This is a genomic window from Corynebacterium sp. HMSC074H12 (genome assembly GCF_001813755.1).
GTDB classification, from domain to species: domain Bacteria; phylum Actinomycetota; class Actinomycetes; order Mycobacteriales; family Mycobacteriaceae; genus Corynebacterium; species Corynebacterium hiratae.
In genome coordinates this window covers 21938-40396 of the sequence record NZ_KV813901.1, presented here as the reverse complement: position 1 = coordinate 40396, position 18459 = coordinate 21938, and the positions used below count along the sequence as shown (strand labels likewise).

17 protein-coding genes are annotated in these 18459 nt (G+C 60.4%); 12 read left to right on the top strand and 5 right to left on the bottom strand.

What is annotated here, in order from left to right; genetic code table 11:
- Positions 1-9 precede the first annotated feature (9 nt).
- A complete protein-coding gene (gene rpsA / locus HMPREF2932_RS04725; protein WP_010190105.1) occupies positions 10-1470 on the top strand; it encodes a 30S ribosomal protein S1 in 1461 nt (486 codons plus the stop codon).
- Between the two features lie 73 nt (positions 1471-1543).
- Entirely contained in the window at positions 1544-2146 is a 603-nt protein-coding gene (coaE, locus tag HMPREF2932_RS04720) for a dephospho-CoA kinase (RefSeq protein ID WP_071409715.1), read from the top strand.
- Here coaE and HMPREF2932_RS04715 read toward each other — a convergent pair.
- Complete coding sequence (locus tag HMPREF2932_RS04715; protein ID WP_071409714.1) at positions 2143-3519, bottom strand: DUF4185 domain-containing protein; 1377 nt, start codon at positions 3517-3519, stop codon at positions 2143-2145. The genes coaE and HMPREF2932_RS04715 overlap by 4 nt on opposite strands.
- A 104-nt stretch (positions 3520-3623) precedes the next feature.
- Between HMPREF2932_RS04715 and HMPREF2932_RS04710 the strand changes: the two genes are divergently transcribed.
- The 4 genes from HMPREF2932_RS04710 to HMPREF2932_RS04695 all read left to right on the top strand — a co-directional run bounded on the left by HMPREF2932_RS04710 (position 3624) and on the right by HMPREF2932_RS04695 (position 7264).
- Positions 3624-3986, top strand: a complete 363-nt coding sequence (locus tag HMPREF2932_RS04710; RefSeq protein WP_070513277.1) for a DUF4259 domain-containing protein — start codon at positions 3624-3626, stop codon at positions 3984-3986.
- A gap of 47 nt (positions 3987-4033) precedes the next feature.
- Positions 4034-6127: an excinuclease ABC subunit UvrB gene (uvrB, locus tag HMPREF2932_RS04705; protein WP_070513278.1), complete on the top strand. Its 2094-nt coding sequence runs from the start codon at positions 4034-4036 to the stop codon at positions 6125-6127.
- 110 nt (positions 6128-6237) lie between these two features.
- Positions 6238-6684 carry a universal stress protein gene (locus HMPREF2932_RS04700; RefSeq protein ID WP_010190093.1) on the top strand — a complete coding sequence of 149 codons (447 nt, stop codon included), beginning with the start codon at positions 6238-6240 and terminating at the stop codon, positions 6682-6684.
- Positions 6685-6823: 139 nt separating this feature from the next.
- Positions 6824-7264, top strand: coding sequence for a universal stress protein (locus tag HMPREF2932_RS04695; protein ID WP_046648537.1), 441 nt, complete (start codon positions 6824-6826; stop codon positions 7262-7264).
- A 91-nt stretch (positions 7265-7355) separates the two neighbouring features.
- On the opposite strand, the gene HMPREF2932_RS04690 is transcribed toward HMPREF2932_RS04695, so the two are convergent.
- The 4 genes from HMPREF2932_RS04690 to HMPREF2932_RS04675 all read right to left on the bottom strand — a co-directional run bounded on the left by HMPREF2932_RS04690 (position 7356) and on the right by HMPREF2932_RS04675 (position 12421).
- Positions 7356-8372, bottom strand: a complete 1017-nt coding sequence (locus tag HMPREF2932_RS04690) for an App1 family protein (protein WP_070513280.1) — start codon at positions 8370-8372, stop codon at positions 7356-7358.
- Positions 8373-8382: 10 nt separating this feature from the next.
- Positions 8383-10623 carry a HelD family protein gene (locus HMPREF2932_RS04685; protein ID WP_070513281.1) on the bottom strand — a complete coding sequence of 747 codons (2241 nt, stop codon included), beginning with the start codon at positions 10621-10623 and terminating at the stop codon, positions 8383-8385.
- Positions 10624-10799: 176 nt separating this feature from the next.
- Positions 10800-11723: a DoxX family protein gene (locus HMPREF2932_RS04680; protein WP_070513283.1), complete on the bottom strand. Its 924-nt coding sequence runs from the start codon at positions 11721-11723 to the stop codon at positions 10800-10802.
- Positions 11724-11818: 95 nt separating this feature from the next.
- Positions 11819-12421 carry an MBL fold metallo-hydrolase gene (locus HMPREF2932_RS04675; RefSeq protein ID WP_071409713.1) on the bottom strand — a complete coding sequence of 201 codons (603 nt, stop codon included), beginning with the start codon at positions 12419-12421 and terminating at the stop codon, positions 11819-11821.
- Between the two features lie 76 nt (positions 12422-12497).
- On the opposite strand from HMPREF2932_RS04675, the gene uvrA reads away from it, so the two are divergent.
- The 6 genes from uvrA to HMPREF2932_RS04645 all read left to right on the top strand — a co-directional run bounded on the left by uvrA (position 12498) and on the right by HMPREF2932_RS04645 (position 18390).
- The gene (uvrA, locus tag HMPREF2932_RS04670; RefSeq protein WP_049154602.1) at positions 12498-15335 is read left to right on the top strand and encodes an excinuclease ABC subunit UvrA; all 2838 of its coding nucleotides are present in this window, start codon (positions 12498-12500) and stop codon (positions 15333-15335) included.
- Positions 15335-16261, top strand: coding sequence for a serine hydrolase (locus HMPREF2932_RS04665; RefSeq protein WP_232745328.1), 927 nt, complete (start codon positions 15335-15337; stop codon positions 16259-16261). The genes uvrA and HMPREF2932_RS04665 overlap by 1 nt, the downstream gene beginning before the upstream one ends.
- 253 nt (positions 16262-16514) lie before the next feature.
- Positions 16515-17036, top strand: a complete 522-nt coding sequence (gene infC, locus HMPREF2932_RS04660; RefSeq protein ID WP_080975058.1) for a translation initiation factor IF-3 — start codon at positions 16515-16517, stop codon at positions 17034-17036.
- 36 nt (positions 17037-17072) lie between these two features.
- Positions 17073-17267, top strand: coding sequence for a 50S ribosomal protein L35 (gene rpmI, locus HMPREF2932_RS04655; protein WP_010190075.1), 195 nt, complete (start codon positions 17073-17075; stop codon positions 17265-17267).
- A 56-nt stretch (positions 17268-17323) separates the two neighbouring features.
- On the top strand, positions 17324-17707 hold the full coding sequence (rplT, locus tag HMPREF2932_RS04650) for a 50S ribosomal protein L20 (RefSeq protein WP_005323264.1): 384 nt from the start codon (positions 17324-17326) through the stop codon (positions 17705-17707).
- Between the two features lie 206 nt (positions 17708-17913).
- Positions 17914-18390 carry a TM2 domain-containing protein gene (locus HMPREF2932_RS04645; RefSeq protein WP_071409712.1) on the top strand — a complete coding sequence of 159 codons (477 nt, stop codon included), beginning with the start codon at positions 17914-17916 and terminating at the stop codon, positions 18388-18390.
- Positions 18391-18459: the final 69 nt, after the last annotated feature.

Here is an 18459-nt window from a genome sequence, read left to right as displayed (position 1 = left end):
CATAACTACATGCCAACTTCTAACACCCCTCAGGTTGCGATCAACGACATCGGAACCGCAGAGGACTTCCTCGCAGCTGTCGACGCCACCATCAAGTACTTCAACGATGGTGACATCGTCGAGGGCACCGTGGTCAAGGTTGACCACGACGAGGTCCTGCTCGACATCGGTTACAAGACCGAAGGCGTCATCCCGTCCCGCGAGCTCTCCATCAAGCACGACGTCAACCCGGATGAGGTTGTCGAGGTCGGCGACGAGATCGACGCTCTTGTTCTCACCAAGGAGGACAAGGAAGGCCGTCTGATCCTGTCCAAGAAGCGCGCACAGTACGAGCGCGCTTGGGGCGCCGTCGAAGAGCTGCACGCCAAGGAGGAGCCGGTTACCGGTACCGTCATCGAGGTTGTCAAGGGTGGTCTCATCCTGGACATCGGCCTCCGTGGCTTCCTCCCGGCTTCCCTCGTTGAGATGCGCCGCGTTCGCGACCTGGAGCCGTACATCGGCCAGGAGCTCGAGGCCAAGATCATCGAGCTGGACAAGCAGCGCAACAACGTTGTCCTGTCCCGCCGCGCATACCTCGAGCAGACCCAGTCCGAGGTCCGCTCCGAGTTCCTGCACCAGCTGCAGAAGGGCCAGGTCCGCAAGGGCGTTGTCTCCTCCATCGTCAACTTCGGCGCCTTCGTCGATCTCGGCGGTGTCGACGGCCTGGTTCACGTTTCCGAGCTGTCCTGGAAGCACATCGACCACCCGTCCGAGGTTGTCACCGTGGGCGACGAGGTCACCGTCGAGGTCCTCGACGTCGACCTGGACCGCGAGCGCGTGTCCCTGTCCCTGAAGGCAACCCAGGAGGATCCGTGGCGCGTCTTCGCCCGCACTCACGCTGTGGGCCAGATCGTCCCGGGCAAGGTCACCAAGCTCGTTCCGTTCGGCGCCTTCGTTCGCGTCGAGGAGGGCATCGAGGGCCTCGTCCACATCTCCGAGCTGGCTCAGCGCCACGTGGAGGTTCCGGACCAGGTCGTCAACGTTGGCCAGGAAGTCATGGTCAAGGTCATCGACATCGATCTCGAGCGTCGCCGCATCTCCCTGTCCGTTAAGCAGGCAGACGAGGACTACACCGACGAGTTCGATCCGTCCAAGTACGGCATGGCTGACTCCTACGACGAGCAGGGCAACTACGTGTTCCCGGAGGGCTTCGACCCGGAGACCAACGAGTGGCTCGAGGGCTACGACGAGCAGCGCCAGGCTTGGGAGGCTCGCTACGCCGAGTCCGAGCGTCGCTTCAACCTGCACACCGCTCAGATCGAGCGCAACCGTGCTGCAGCCGCTGAGGCCGCCGAGTCCGCTGCCAACTCCAACTACTCTTCCGAGTCTCAGGATGCAGCTCCGGCATCCGATTCTCAGGCAGAGGTTGGCGGCTCCCTCGCATCCGACGAGCAGCTCGCTGCTCTTCGCGACAAGCTCGCTGGCAACTAAGGACATTGCTTCTTAGGAAAGGCCGTCTTTTCCCGCTGGGGGAGAGGCGGCCTTTCGCGTATCCTAAGCCGGTATGAAACTGATTGGACTTACCGGCGGAATCGGCAGCGGAAAATCCACCGTAGCGCAGCTCCTCGTGCAGGAAGGCTGGGTACTGGTCGATGCAGACCGCATCGCCCGTGACATCGTTGAGCCAGGCCAGCCGGCACTCACTGAGCTGGCGGAGGCCTTTGGGCAGGACATTCTGCTCCCCGATGGGAGCCTTGATCGCGGTCTCTTGGCCTCCCGCGCTTTTGCCAGCGCCGAGAAAACCGCTGTTCTCAACTCCATTACCCACCCGCGTATCCAGGAAGAAACCCAGGCACGCTTCGAGGCAGCGCGCCAAGGTGGTGCCGACTTCGTGGTCTATGACATGCCGCTCCTCGTCGATAAGGGCCTCCACAAAGACATGGACGCCACTATCGTCGTCGACGTCGACGTGGAGGAGCGGGTGCGTCGACTTGTTGAGTACCGCGGCCTTGACGAAGGCGATGCCCGCCGCCGGATTGCTGCGCAGATTCCCGACGATGTACGCCGTGCTGCCGCTGATTTTGTGATCGACAACAATGGCCCCCGCGAAGCGCTCGATGCGCAGGTTGCGGGGGTCGTCGAGAAGCTGCGTGTCCGCTTAGGCTAGCGCGTTGCTACGACGTCTGAGACGGCGATGTGGTCATTGTTTTCCATGTCTTCACCCACAAAATCGAGGTCCGTGCGCATAAGCATGGTGTTGTAGTCGCGCCACGACGTTAGCGTGTAATACAGGTGCTGATCATCCTGGTTTGGCAGCACGAAGGGCGCGTAGGTGTCGTTGAGAGGTTCGCCGCTGACGACCTTTGTGGTCTCGGCGCTGACTAGCATGCGGCGTGGCGACCACGGTCCCTCCGGACTATCCGCAGTGCGCATGACGATGCCTTCACCTTCCACCCCGTACATGGTGACGAACTTGCCCAAGTACTGGTTGTAGGCGACGGAGAGCTCTGAGACCTTACCGTCAAGCACTTCGCTAGCTCGCGTGGGGTCCTTTACCCAGGAGCCATCAGAGTAGTAGCTGAAGGCACGTTCGTTGGGGAATTCCGATTTCAGCGCGCGCGACAGGTAAGCGGGGCCGCGGCGGCCGTTGCCCGTGGTGAAGCGGTAGACATAATCCCCGTGCTCGACAAAGGCCGATTGCTGCAGTTTCTCAAAACCGGCGCGATAGTTGGCCCCGCCAGGGATGGGCGCGTTCGCACCGTGGCTAGCGTTGGTGCGTGTGGCCTCCGGAACCGCGCGCCACGTGACTCCGCCATCGGTGGACTTCACCGTCGCGGCATAGTTGGTGGACCAGCCTGTGTTCGGGTCGTGCCACGAGCGCACGGACATGTAGTCCACGTAATGCACGCCGTCAACGACGATCCCCGCCGTGGGAATCGTGGTGCGCTCACCGTTGGTATCGGCGTCCCCAACCTTCTGCGAAGGAATGAATTCCTTTGCCCGGCCATTGGTGGACCAGCCGCCAGTAGTCAGTGCCTCCTCGAGACGCAGGCCGTCGCCATAGTCGTGGTCCGTCGTGCGCAGCAAGAGGTTGGAGCGCCAGCCATCGCCTTCGCCGACGCAGTCCATGGAGTCACCGAAGACGTAGTAGGAATGACCTGCGTCATCAGAGTAGGCGATGCCCAGATCGGTCCCGGAGATGCCAAACTTTTGATCCGTGCGGTTGGGTGAACCGGAACCGGTGATCAGCTGCATGATCTGGGTGGGCCCGTCAGTGATTTGGCGCTGGTTATAGTTGCTGCGCTGCCCATTCGCAGACTCTCCCGGCTTTCCCGAACGGGAGGAGCTGCCGAAGAGTGCATCGAGCCCACCGAGAGAGGATCCACCGGCTGGACCGGAAGCCTTCGGAGTGGAGGTAAAGCTACCAGACTTCGAGTAGGGTGTGCACGGCGCGGCGAAGGCCGAGGGTGTCTGGGTTAGTACGGCGAGGGGGAGCAGCCCGGCAATCGTCAGGGTGCTGGCAAGGGAACGGAACTTCATGCCAGCCGATTCTAAAGGAAGGCAGGAACTTTTAAAGGATATGGCGGGTAAAATTTACCTGCTGCTCTCATCCCGTTCATGTAAGCGGTTTATTCTCCCCCTTCATGGGAACCTGGGACGTTGGGCCTTTTGATAATCATGCCGCGTGCGAAGTGCTCGCGGATATTCGTGACGGTTCCTTCGACCTCGATGCATTCAAAAAGAGCTGCGTGGATTCGCCCATTGATATCGACGACGCCGAGATTGTCATCGCCTTGGGAGCGCTGGCCACGGCGCCGACCGACAAGCTGCCCCCGGGGATCAGCGCTGACGCTGTCAAGGCGCTGCGCACACCGCAGACTCGGGCGTGGTTGCGCAAGCGGATCAACACGGCGATGGAGCCGGACAAATCCGCAATCTATGCGCTCTGGGAGACCACCGGTGAGCTCGAGCTGTGGCTGCGCACCACGCGTGCGGCGCTGCCCTAAGCCGCTGTCCTAGCCGGTTTCGTCCGCGCCGCGTTAGACTGGTCGGCATGGCTTTTGCTGCTGAACACCCTATCCTGCCGGTCTCTGAACACCGCCCAGTCGGCGAAGTTGAGCGCCGCTCGGCCGAGTTTCGTGTTGAGTCCGAGTACCAGCCCGCCGGTGACCAACCTGCGGCGATCGCGGAACTCAACGAACGCCTCAACCGCGGAGAGCGCGACGTCGTCCTCATGGGTGCCACGGGCACCGGTAAGTCAGCGACCGCTGCGTGGCTCATTGAACAGCAGCAGCGCCCGACACTGGTGATGGCACCAAATAAAACACTGGCAGCACAGCTGGCAAATGAGCTGCGCCAACTCCTGCCACACAACGCGGTTGAGTATTTCGTATCCTATTACGACTACTACCAACCGGAGGCCTATATCGCGCAGACGGACACCTACATTGAGAAGGATTCCTCTATCAACGAGGACGTGGAGCGCCTGCGCCACTCGGCAACGTCGGCCCTGCTCTCTCGCCGTGATGTCGTCGTCGTTTCCTCAGTGTCCTGCATCTATGGCCTTGGCACCCCGCAGTCCTACCTTGACCGCTCCGTCGTGCTCGAGGAAGGGGAGGAAATTGACCGCGATCGCTTCCTGCGTCTGCTCGTCGATATTCAGTATGAGCGCAATGACGTGGGCTTTACGCGCGGAACCTTCCGCGCCAAGGGCGATACCGTGGATATCATCCCCGCCTACGAAGAGCGTGCGGTACGCATCGAGTTCTTTGGTGATGACGTGGACGAGCTCTATTACATCCATCCGCTCACGGGTGATGTTCTGGAGCGGGTCGATGAGGTGCGGATTTTTCCCGCGACCCACTACGTAGCAGGCCCAGAGCGTATGGCCCGTGCCATTGAGGACATCAAGGAGGAGCTCGCGGAGCGCCTCGCCGAGCTGGAGAACCGCGGCAAGTTGCTCGAAGCGCAGCGCCTGCGCATGCGTACCGAATACGACCTCGAGATGATTGAGCAGGTGGGCTTTTGCTCCGGCATTGAGAACTACTCGCGCCACGTTGATGGCCGCCCCGCCGGTTCCGCGCCGGCGACGCTCTTGGATTATTTCCCAGAGGACTTCCTCACCATCATCGATGAGTCTCACGTGACCGTCCCGCAGATCGGCGGCATGTTTGAGGGCGATATGGCGCGCAAGCGCAACCTCGTGGAGTTTGGCTTCCGTCTTCCTTCTGCCGTAGACAACCGGCCGTTGACCTTCGATGAGTTTGAGGAGCGCGTCGGCCAAACCGTCTACATGTCGGCCACACCGGGCGATTTCGAAATGACGGCTTCCGGCGGCGAGTTCGTGGAACAGGTTATTCGCCCCACCGGCCTCGTAGACCCCAAGGTGACGGTCAAGCCCACCAAGGGCCAGATTGATGATCTCATCGATGAGGTTCGCGCCCGTACCGCGAAGCAGGAGCGCGTCCTAGTCACGACCTTGACCAAACGTATGGCGGAGGACCTCACAGATTACTTGCTGGAACACGGCATCAAGGTGCGCTACCTCCACTCGGATATTGACACGCTCCAGCGCGTGGAGCTGTTGCGCCAGCTGCGCTTGGGTGAGTTCGATGTCCTCGTGGGCATCAACCTGCTGCGTGAGGGCCTCGACCTTCCTGAAGTTTCACTCGTTGCGATCTTGGATGCCGATAAGGAAGGTTTCCTGCGCTCCACCACCTCGCTTATTCAGACGATTGGCCGCGCCGCCCGAAACGTCTCCGGTGAGGTCATCATGTACGCGGATAAAATTACGGACTCGATGCAGGAGGCGATCGAGGAGACCGAGCGTCGCCGAGAGAAGCAGATTGCGTATAACAAGGAGCACGGCATTGACCCGCAGCCGCTGCGCAAAAAGATCGCCGACATTTTGGACCAGGTCTATGAGAACGCCGATGAGCAGGGGCAAGACGCGGATCCCACGGCCATCGTCGACAAGCCGGATGTGTCCTCCATGGCAGCCGACGAGGTGCAGGCGCTTATCGACGACCTGACGACCCAAATGCGAGAGGCTGCCCGAGAGCTCAAGTTCGAGTTGGCGGGGCGTTTGCGCGATGAGATCGCTGATCTGAAAAAGGAGCAACGCGGTCTTAAGGAGGCCGGGATCTAATGGCGCGCCCAGTGCTGAAATTTGCCTACTCAATATGCGGGTAAAACCAATCTCTGCGTAGAAGGCCGTGTCATACTGTTAAGGATTAATCGCTACTTATAAGGAGAATCATGCTGAGCTACAACGTCATCGCCGTCGGAACCGATGGCTCTCAGACTTCCATGCGCGCTGTCCGTTCTGCCGCATCCATGGCGCGCGCCTATGACGCGACGCTGATTATCGTGTCCGCTTTCTACAACCACTCTGGTTCGATGCTCGGCGCCCCGAACTCGGAGGACGCACGAGTACCGGTGGTGAGCGAGGAGATGTCGGAAAGCTTCCTCAGCAATGCTGCGGAGATCGCGCACGGTGAGGGTGCGAAGCGCATTGAAATCATTGCTAAGTCTGGTGACCCCGTGAATTCGCTCCTCGAGGTGGGCAAGGACTACGACGTGGATATGTTCGTCGTGGGCAACAAGGGAATTCACTCGGTGCGCGGTCGAGTGTTTGGCTCCGTAGCGACGGAGCTCACGCGCAAGGCCCACGCCGACGTCGTGGTGGTCAACACCACTGACTAGGGCAGTGCACCGCGCGCGTATCCTCGTGCGCGCTGATCGACGTGAACGCGCCAGCGTTGTTAGACTAGCTGGTGCGCAAAAGCTTTAAAATTTTGTCAAGCGGTGGCCCCACGGTTGGGGCCAGCGAAGAAAGGTCATCATGAGCGATTACAACAAGATCGTGGTCGGTACCGACGGTTCCAAGTCCTCCTTGCTCGCAGTGGAGCGTGCCGCCAAGATCGCCGCAGCCTTCGATGCCACCCTCATCATCGGTTGCGCCTACTACGAGAATCAGGAGCAGGCTTCCAAGACGCTGCGCCAGGATTCCGTGACGATTCTCGGTGATGAGAAGGCCCAGGCCAACCTCGCTTCCGGCAAGGAACACGCAGAGAAATTCGGCGTGACGAAGGTGGAGACCGCTGTGCGCCCGGGAACCCCGGTTCAGGCCCTGATGTCCATCGTCAACGACAACAAGGCAGACCTGCTCGTCGTCGGTAACCGCGGAATTAACTCCCTGACCGGCCGCCTCCTCGGTTCGGTTCCGGCGGATGTCGCACGTCAGTCTGACTGTGACGTTATGATTGTTCACACTGTGAGCTAGGACGCTAGTCGTCACGGCGCGCATGCTCCGGAGAAGTCCTTAGCATTGAGGAAGTCTCTGGGCCTGCGCGCCGTTTTGTTTCTAACGAGCTTTAGTCGCTCAATCGCAGCTCGCGGTAAGCGCGGGCAAGAACGTTGCCATCCGTCCCCTGAATGAGTGGGATATCGAAGGAGGTCTGCTCGTTGACCTTCACCAAAGGCGCGAGCGAACCGTGTGCGAGCAGCTGCTCCTGTGGGCTGAGGTTGCGGATCGCCACGGCCGCTACGTGGTTGGGGTGCTCCGCCGCCGCGTCTGCATAGGTAAGAGGATCGTGCTGACCGTCGTCGCCGATGAGCAGCCAGCGGAGCTTCGGGAAAGCAATGAAGAGGTTGCGGAGCTGCACGCGCTTGTGCTCCTGACCATTGCGGAAGAGGCCGGTGGGGGTAGGACCCCAGTCTGTCAGCAGCAGGGGACCACGCGGGAAGCCCTTCTCCGCCATGAAGTTAACCAAGGTGTCGTAGGTGTTCCAGGCGCCGGTGGAGAGGTAAATGAAGGGGATATCGGGGTGATGTTGGGCGATTTCCCGGTAGAACCGTGCCATACCTTCGACGGGGGTGCGGGTATTGGTGCGTTTAACCCACGAGTTCCATGCTGCAATCATTGCGCGCGGGAGCCACGTCACCATGATGGTGTCATCTATGTCGCTGACCACGCCGAACGTGGTGTCCTTGTCCACGATGAGCACTTCCGAGGTCACCGCGTCCGCGCCTTTGGCACGGATGGTGACCTCGTGCCAGCCGGGCTCTAGGCCGTGGTTGTAGACGAGGATATCGATGTAGCCGTTGTCGTTCGTGGTTCCCGATACCGTCTTCCCACCAACCGTGACTTCGACCTCGTGGTCTGTGACCTGAATGGTGAAGAACTGGCGGTAGCCACGCTGCGCCCAGGTATCCGTTTCTTCAGCCGTCGGGTCATGCATGAGGACACGGCCCAGAACACGGACGAATTCTTCATTGCCGTAACCGGCATAGCCAGTGATGCTGGGTTGCCACCCTTTGCGCGCCGAGCGCTTGAGCGAGAGGGAATTTACAGTGAATTCGACTTTGCGGGCGATATCGGAAAGAGCCATGGGCACCAGACTATCCGAAAACCTCCGCATAACGGCCGGTGATGGTCAAGGACTGCGTCGCACGCGTGAGCGCAACATAGAGGTTGTGCAAACCCTGTGGGGAGGCTGCCACGATGTCATCGGGGTTGACCACCGTGACGTGATCAAACTCGAGGCCTTTGATCTCCTCGACGTTGGCAGCCGTGATCACGGCGCGCAGGCGCCCGTCCTCATCCTCAAATGTCCTCGGCTCCGCATCGGTGGCGTCGTCGTGCCAGACAACGTCAACACCATCGCGCACCGCGATGCTCGGCGTGGCCTCAGGGTTGATTTCTTCCAACAGCCGATTGGCTAATTCCGTAACCGGGCGTGGGGTGCGGTAGTTGACCGTCAACCCGTGCAGTCGGAAGCGCTCTCCAACAAAAGGCTCGAGCGTCTCGCCCCAGTCATCCACACCGGCGGGCGCTCCAGTCTGGGACGTATCGCCCACGAGCGTCATCCATCGCGAGGGGCTACGCCGGAAAATCATGCGCCATTCCATGGGGGTAAGTTCTTGGGCTTCGTCAACGATGACGTGCCCGTAGGCCCACGTGTAGTCTTCCCGGGCCCGCTGGGCGGTGGTGCGAGAATCCCGAACCTCGTGACGGCGAGCGAGGTGCTCGGCGTCGATGACATCGTGCGCAGAGAGGATCTCGGCTTCGAACATGTCATCATCGTTGTCAGTGGAATCAGAGGAGCTCAGAATATCGAGGGCGTCTTCTGCCTCCGCGACCTGTTCGCGCCATTCTTTCTCCTCGGCGGCGCGCTCTGCTTCGGGGTCGGGCATGCCGATGAGGACCGCGAGCTCGTCGAGAAGCGCGGCGTCGGAGGCCGCCCATGACGTACCGTCTTCGCGGTAGAGGGCACCGCGGGTTTCGTCATCATAAGCGTAGGCTGCCGTATCGATTCGTTCGGCGCTACTCAGGAGATTGGCGAGTACCTCGGTAGGCGTGAGATGGGGCCAGAACTCGTCGATGAGTTCTGTGACCTGTGGTTCTTCGGCGAGGTCATCGTGGAGCTGATCCACGTCCGCGCGGGAGAGCAGGTTGGCACCTCCCAGCGGGTCAGAACCGATGCGTTCGGCCATCTGCTGGGCCAGAGACTCGATGAGGTGTTCCGCAAATGCCGCTTGAGCGTCGTTGTGCGGCTTGCGTGAGCGCCGCGCGCGGGTACGCGCCGCTTTGACCATAGCTGGGGTGACGGTGAGCTCGAGCCGATCGATCTCCACCGTGCGCGGCTGCTCCGGTAGGCGCTGATAATCCTTGACCGCGTTGCCGAGGATTTCCACCATGGCAGCGGAGCCCTTGATCTCGCGGGCGAGCAAGGACTCCGAGTGAGTAGCCTCGATGCCGGGGAAGAGGGAAGAGATGGTGGAAAGCACGACGCCGGTTTCACCAAGTTCCGGGAGTACTCGGGAAATGTATTCCAGGAAGGTGGAATTGGGTCCGACGATGAGCACGCCCGTAGCGGCTAATTGTTCGCGGTAGGTGTAGAGCAAGTAGGCCACGCGGTGCAGTGCAACAGCGGTCTTGCCGGTTCCCGGGCCACCTTCGACCACCATGACGCCCCGCGTGCTGTCACGGATGATTTCGTCCTGTTCGCGCTGAATGGTCTCCACGATGGAGGGCATGTGCCCGGTGCGGGCGCGCTGCATCACGTGGTGGAGGGCGGACTCGCTTGCGACATCGCTGCTGTCAGCAGAGGATTCTCCCTCCAAGACCTCGTCGCTGATTCCAATAACCGTGCGCCCAGTGGTCCGGATATGCCGACGGACATGGACGCCTTCAGGGTGCGCTGTAGTGGCGAGGTAGAAGGGGCGCGCCATCGGCGCACGCCAATCCAGAAGGAGTGTCCGGTAGTTCTCCTCCCTGGCGTCGAGTCCCATGCGGCCGATGTAGCGCCGGTCCAGGCCTTCCGGGGTGGGGTTATCACCGGGTGCATCGATGTCGATGCGCCCAAAAACTAAGCCGAGTTGGGCGACGTTGAGGCGATCCAATTTAGCCTGCAGGCCGTGGTACTCGGTCTCTCGCCGAACGAGTGCATCGGCGTCCGGGGTATGTGGATCGACGGCAGCTTGCACTTCGTTCAAGCGCTCGTTGGCCGCTTGAACCTCGTTGTCCAGACGCTCGAAGAGGCCATCGACATATGCTTGCTCGCTAGCTATTTCCGCGCTCTGCTCGTTCGCGTGGGCGCCGGGTTTCCCGGTATGAGTCGCGGGTGAAGATTCAGACACAAGGCTCCTTGGGTGCGTATGAAGGCTTCTCGTGGACAGACGGGAAGTAAGGGAGATGGGGAAGAGTGGACAGGAAAAAGAACAACGGCCCAGCATACTAGCTGAGCCGTTGTTCTCTCCACCGCGGTGATTATCGCGGTGCGTTGCGGAGTTATCCGCAGCGTAAGACGGAGAGCTTAGAAGCGGTCACCGAACTTCTTGAAAGCCTTATCCAGCTTCTTAGTCGCTTCCTTCTGCAGCTTCTCGGCGCGCTTGCGAGCCTTCTTCTGGGCGCGCTTTCCGTCGAGCGAGTCTGCCTTGGCTAGGGCCTCGTCAGCGCGGTCCTGTGCCTTGCCGGCTGCCTTGACGAGGCTCTTGCGGGCGGTCTCGGTGTTGTCACGGGCAGCGTCGAGCCAGTCATCCTTGTTGTCCTCAAAGAACTCGCGTGCAGTCTCAGCGGTATCCTCGACGAAGGAGCGAGCGGAGTCGATGAAGTCCCGGCCGGTGGACTCCCAGTCATCGCGGTTATCCTCTACGTAGTCCTTGGCAGTCTCGAACCAGTCATTGGCCTTGGCCGTGACGTCGGAAGAAATCTCGTTTGCGCGGCTGGAGAAGTCCTCCGCAAACTTCTGCTGCTCGGACTTACCTGGCAGTGCCTGCTGGATCTTCTTGTTGGCACGCTCCGACGCCTTGGCGGCGCGCCAGCGTACGGAGGGCTTTCCTTCGGTGTCCTGCGTAACAATGGCCAGGGCACCAAGTAGGGCAGTGTTGGTGATGAAGCTGTTGCGCTGAGCTTCCTTGTCCTTTTGGGAATCCGCGGTCCAGAAAGCATTGCCGACCAGGTTAGGGACGTGCGTCAGCGCGAGCACTGCAGCCGAGGTGCGCGGAGCCTTGCCCAGCGCGAGGCTCGTGCCCGCAGCGGTCTTCGCGCCGCCGAGCGCGCGGGTAACGAGCTCTGGGTCATTGGGGATGTAGCCTGCATATTCGCGGGGCAGCACCTTGCGCAGGCGCTTAAGCACGGACTCGGTGTCCGCGACGTGCTCCGAGGTGTTGCGGAGCGTATCCACACCATCCCAGACAAACACGGAGGCCAGCATAGGACGGGCAAATTTACGAATCATGACGTGCTCCATTCGATAGATCTGTAAAGACGTTCGTCACACCATAGTACGCGCGTTAAATAACTGCTGCCGTGAGGGCAGCAGTTAACACGTAGCTACCAGCGGCGCTCCCACCATTCGTCCATGTGTGGGCGTTCTGCGCCGAGCGTGGTGGGGGCACCGTGCCCGGGGCGGACAATGGCTTCGTCCGGATAGACATCAAAGAGCCGCTGTGTGACATCCTTGTAGAGGCGTACGAAATCACCCTCTGAGGTGGTCTTGCCCACACCACCGGGGAAGAGGGAATCGCCGACGAAAAGGTTGGTCACCCCGTCGATGTCTGCTGCAATGGCTGCACCGCCCGGGGTGTGCCCGCGCAGGATGATGACCGGGAAGTCGTGGCCAGCGAAAGACAGCGTATCGCCGTGCTCCAGCTCCACGTCGACGGGCGCGGGCAAAGCAGGGGCGTCCAGGAAAGAGGAATAGTGAACGGCACCGGTTTCATTCAAGACTTCCTTGAGTGCACGTACGTGATCCCAGTGGCGGTGTGTGGTCAGCACCGCGGTGATCTTTACTCCGTGGTCGGCGGCTAAAGCGAGCAGCGCGGGGGCGTCAGCGGAGGCGTCGATAAGCAGCGCCTCGTCACCCGCGCACAGCAGGTAGCAATTGTTGTCCATCTCGGACACGGAAATTTTATGAAGCTCAAGCGCGTTGTTCATAAGTCCAACCATACGGGTACATTCTGAATGAGAACTCTCTGAACACACATTCTTTTGTGTAGGAAGGCAACAACTAGTGGCTGATCGTTTGGTCGTACGTGGTGCGCGTGAGCACAACCTCAAGGGCGTGGACATCGATATCCCGCGCGATAACCTGGTGGTGTTTACCGGCCTATCGGGCTCAGGCAAGTCCTCACTCGCCTTTGACACCATCTTCGCCGAGGGCCAGCGGCGCTACGTGGAGTCTTTGAGCTCCTACGCGCGCATGTTCCTTGGCCAAATGGATAAGCCGGACGTTGAGTTCATCGACGGTCTATCCCCAGCGGTGTCCATTGACCAAAAGTCCACCAACCACAACCCGCGCTCGACGGTGGGAACCATCACCGAAATCTACGACTACCTGCGTTTGCTTTTCTCCCGCGCGGGCACTGCGCACTGTCCTGAGTGTGACGCCGTCATTGAGCGCCAAACCCCGCAGCAGATTGTTGATGAAGTCTTAAGCCACGAGGAAAAGCTGAAATTCCAGGTCCTCGCACCGGTCGTTCGCCGACGTAAGGGCGAGTTCGTTGACCTCTTTGCTGACCTCGCGGCCCAGGGTTACTCCCGTGTTCGGGTAGATGGGGAGCTTTACCAGCTCAGTGACCCGCCGAAGCTGAAGAAGCAGATCAAGCACGACATCGATGTCGTCGTGGACCGCCTGCAGGTGAAAGCTTCCCAAAAGCAGCGGCTGACGGATTCTGTCGAGACAGCGCTGCGCTTGGCAGACGGCCTAGTCACCCTGGATTTCGTAGACCGCGAAGAGCTCACGCACACCTACTCGGAAAAGGCTGCCTGCCCCAACGGCCACACGCTGACCATTGAGGAATACGAGCCCCGCGCGTTCTCGTTCAACGCGCCTTTCGGTTCCTGCCCGGTGTGTGATGGCTTGGGTACGCGCCTTGAGGTGGATGTGGATCTGTTGATCCCGGACCCGGATGCCCCAGCCGTTGAGGCCATCCAACCGTGGACCTCGAGCCCCAATGCGCGGTACTTTGTCAAGTTGGTCGAAGGCCTAGCGAAAGCTCTGGGCTTTGATCCCCACACCCCGGTTTCCGAGCTCACCGAGGAGCAGCGCCACGCCTTGATCCATGGCACAGATGTGGAAGTCAGTGTGCGCTACAAGAACCGCTATGGCCGCCAGCGCAACTGGTCAGCGCCGTTCGAGGGAGCTATCGGCTTTTTGGAGCGCAAGCTCGATCAGGCGGATTCCGAGTCGCAGAAGGACCGTCTCCTTCAGTACACCCGCCGTGTGCCGTGTAACGCTTGTGGCGGTACCCGCCTGAAGCCGGAAATCTTGGCGGTGCGTTTGGCCTCCACCGCGCATGGCGAGCAGTCCATCGCCGGCTTGACGGCACTGTCCATCGAGGAGGCGGCGGAGTTCCTCGACTCTCTCGTGTTGGGCCACCGCGAGGAGATCATTGCTGGTGCTGTGCTCAAGGAGATCCAGGCCCGCCTGCGCTTCCTTCTCGACGTCGGCCTGAACTACCTCACCCTTGACCGCGGCGCCTCCACGTTGTCTGGCGGCGAAGCACAGCGTATTCGCCTCGCCACCCAGATTGGCTCCGGCCTGGCGGGAGTCCTCTACGTGCTGGATGAGCCCTCCATTGGTCTGCACCAGCGCGATAACCAGCGCCTCATCGCCACGTTGAAGCGCCTGCGCGATATCGGAAACACCTTGATTGTGGTGGAACATGATGAGGACACCATCCGGGAGGCGGACTGGCTTGTCGACGTTGGACCGCGCGCCGGCGAATTCGGAGGAACGGTGGTCTATCAGGGCGAGCCCGCCGGCATCGAATCTGTGGAGGAGTCCCTGACGGGGCAGTATCTGTCAGGAAAGAAGAAGCTTGCGGTCCCGGATACGCGCCGTGAGATTGACCCTGAGCGCATGCTCAAGGTGGTCGGCGCGCGCGAGAATAATCTCAAGGGCATTGACGTGGAGATTCCGCTGGGCGTCCTCGTCTGCGTCACTGGTGTGTCCGGCTCCGGTAAGTCCACCGTGGTCAACCAAATCCTGGCCAAGACCTTGGCCAACAAACTCAACCGAGCCCGTCAAGTACCCGGTCGCGCCAAGCGCGTGGAGGGCGTGGAACACCTGGACAAGCTGGTGCAGGTCGATCAGAGCCCCATCGGGCGCACCCCGCGCTCGAATCCGGCAACCTACACAGGGGTCTTCGACAAAATCCGCAACCTCTTCGCTGAAACCCAGGAGGCCAAGGTTCGCGGCTACAAGCCGGGCCGGTTCTCCTTCAACGTCAAGGGCGGACGCTGTGAGGCGTGCCAGGGTGACGGCACCATCAAGATCGAGATGAACTTCCTGCCCGATGTTTACGTGCCGTGCGAGGTCTGCGACGGTGCCCGTTATAACCGCGAGACCCTGGAGGTCCTCTATAAGGGAAAGAACATTGCCGAGGTTCTCGACATGCCGATCTCGGAGGCAGCCGAGTTCTTCGAACCCATCACGTCGATCCACCGCTACCTCAACACCTTGGTGGAGGTGGGCCTGGGATATGTCCGCTTGGGTCAGGCCGCCACGACGCTTTCCGGTGGTGAGGCGCAGCGCGTGAAGCTGGCCTCCGAACTCCAAAAGCGCACGAATGGGCGCACGGTCTACATCTTGGATGAGCCGACGACCGGACTGCATTTCGAGGACATCCGAAAGCTCATGCTCGTCATTCAAGGCCTGGTTGATAAGGGCAACTCGGTGATCATCATCGAGCACAACCTCGACGTCATTAAGGCCGCCGATTGGATCGTGGACATGGGCCCGGAAGGCGGCTCGGGCGGCGGCACCGTCGTGGCCCAAGGCACGCCAGAAGACGTGGCGCAGGTGGAAGGCTCCTATACGGGAGGGTTCCTCAAGGAGCTGGTGTGATGTTGGGCCACAGAAGTACCCGCACGGCAGCACTAGCCATCAGCATTGCTGCGACAGCCACCATGACGGGGTGTTCCGGCCCAGCGGAAGACACATCGCCGCCGGCTCCCGAAGAATCACCAGGCGTGGAAGCACCCGCCAGCTATGACGTGCGCGCCGAATTACGCGATGTCGTCTCTGAAGTTGAGAAGGAGTTCAATGTCCGCGCCGGCGTGGCGGTGGCGGATAGGGAAGGGACTGTCAACGCCGGATTACGCGGTGAAGAGCCTGCGTGGTCGACGGTGAAGGTTCCTATCGCGATTGCCGCGCTGCGCGACGGCGCTAGCCCGGAGCTCGTCGACCTTGCGATTAAGGAATCCGACAATGATGCTGCCTACGCGTTGTGGTCCCACGTGCGATGGACTGAGGGCGATGCTGGGAGCGCAGTAACGGCGCTCTTGGAAGAGTATGGTTCGACCGGCGAGTTCGAGGAACCTTTTGGCTACTCCACGTGGCTGCTGGAAGACCAGGCAGAGTTTGGCGCACACTTACCGTGTATTCCGGAAGCAGAACAGGTCTATGACGCAATGGATGACATTGTGGAGTGGCAAGACAACGGATTGGACAAGCTCCCGAACACCCGCGCCAAGGGCGGGTGGGGACTATCCGAGTACGACGACGGTTATACCCACCGCCAAATTGGTGTGCGGGAAACCACCCCATCGGGCTCGAGTAAAGAGTCCACGGTGGGATTGGCCATTGAAGTCACCATGCCGGGTGAGTATGCCGAAGAAGCAATTCCTGCGCTCAACGTTCTTGCTGCTGGAGTGGACCGAGTCGTAACTGAGGCCTTGGAGGCTGGCGCGCTTAAACCGGTGGAGGCCTGCGCACCGCCCACGGCAACGCAGACTGCAGGAACGACATCGGCACGCCGATTTGGTTCCTGAAAAATCAGGTGTTAAAGTAGTGCGCACTACCGCCCGTAGCGCCTCCTCCAGGAGGTACTTGGGCCGCAAGCGGAGTTTCTCCCACCCGAAGCCGCGCCGGACACTAGTTCCGCCGCAGGATAAAGGTTAAGAGTAGGCGCCATACGTTGGCGCGTGCTTGAAAAGAAACTCCCGGATGCCTTTGGCACCGGGATTTATTCGTTTGTGGTCACGGTAGGCACACTACTAGCCCCCACAATCGAGGAGAACCACAATCAGCGCTGAAGCTCGCATTAATGAGCGCATCCGAGTACCCGAGGTCCGTCTTGTTGGCCCCGGTGGTGAACAGGTGGGCATTGTCCGTACAGACGATGCTCGCAAGCTTGCGTACGAAGCCGATCTTGACCTGGTCGAGGTTGCCCCGAACGCTAAGCCGCCCGTAGCCAAGATCATGGATTACGGCAAGTTTAAGTACGAACAGGCTCAGAAGGCCCGCGAGTCCCGTAAGAACCAGCAGCAAACCGTGGTGAAGGAGCAGAAGCTCCGTCCGAAGATTGATGATCACGATTACGAGACCAAAAAGGGCAACGTGGTGCGCTTCCTGGAGAAGGGCTCCAAGGTCAAGGTGACCATCATGTTCCGTGGCCGCGAGCAATCGCGTCCGGAGCTGGGTTTCCGCCTGCTGGAGCGTTTGGCTGACGATGTCGCAGAGGTCGGCGTCGTGGAGTCGCGCCCCAAGCAGGATGGTCGCAATATGACCATGGTCCTTGGGCCCGTCCGCAAAGGCAAGAAGTAGACCACGCTCCACTTAGGATTTAAGGATTTAATTCTCATGAAGCAGAAGACTCACAAGGGCACCGCCAAGCGCATCAAGGTGACCGGCTCCGGCAAGCTGCGTCGCGAGCAGGCTAACCGCCGCCACCTCCTGGAAGGCAAGCCTTCCAAGCGCACCCGTCGCCTGAAGGGCACCGAGGACGTCGCCAAGGCAGACACCAAGCGCGTCAAACGCCTTCTCGGCCGCGCATAGTCAGCGCCGAAACTCCCATCCCCACACACTCACAATCAAGATAAGGAAGTATTACTGTGGCACGAGTAAAGCGCTCAGTTAACGCCAAGAAGAAGCGTCGCGCGATCCTGAAGTCCGCTAAGGGCTACCGCGGCCAGCGCTCCCGCCTCTACCGTAAGGCCAAGGAGCAGTGGCTGCACTCCATGACTTACGCTTACCGCGACCGTCGCGCCCGTAAGTCTGAATTCCGCAAGTTGTGGATCCAGCGCATCAATGCTGCCGCTCGTATGAACGACATCACCTACAACCGCCTCATCCACGGCCTGCGCCTGGCTGAGATCGAGGTCGACCGCAAGATTCTCGCTGAACTTGCCGTCAACGACTTCGAGGCTTTCTCCGCACTGTGCGAGGCCGCCAAGGCCGCACTGCCGGAGGACGTTAACGCACCGAAGGCTGCGTAAGCGTCGAGCGTAGAAACGTCACGAACCCACCGCCCTCTTATGGAGGACCGGTGGGTTTCTTGTTGTGGGGAGTAGCACCCGCTAGGTCGGCGGGCGTACTGCTCCTCTTTGTGGTTTGTGTTACATTGCTCGTTGTTGTGTAAATCAAGGTAGCCGTTGGCTTCTGGGCCTGCCCTAGGGGCACATGGTGCGAAGGAGAGATAGTTATGACCAACCCGAATAGCGCGTATCAGCCCAATGGCGATGCTTATGGCGGTGGCTCTTATGGCGGACAGTCGCAGCAGTCGAACCCCTTCGGATCATCCAGTGATCAGTACGGTTACAGCTCGGCTCCGTATGGCGGTTCGCAGCAGTCCCAGAATCTGCCCGCACAGCAGGATGCATACCAGTCAAACTATGGCCAGCAGCCACACCCGGGCGGCGAGCAGAAGTCATGGTTGGTAGCGCTGCTCCTGTGCTTCTTCTTGGGCGAATTGGGGGTTCATAACTTCTATATTGGTCGCACGCAGCGCGGCATGTGGCAGTTGGGCCTTGCAATCGTAGGATTCGTTACCTCTTTTATCCTCATTGGCTTTATCCTCATCGGTGCCTTGGTGATCTGGAAGTGGGTCGAGCTCGTATTCATCGCCGGTGGCTTCTCCGGCTTTGATAAGGACGCCGACGGAGTTCCGCTAAAGAAATAAAGCCCACCCGTGTCCACGGAGATGACGTGGAGACCAACCGTCCCGCTACCCACTCAAACTTGCTGGGGG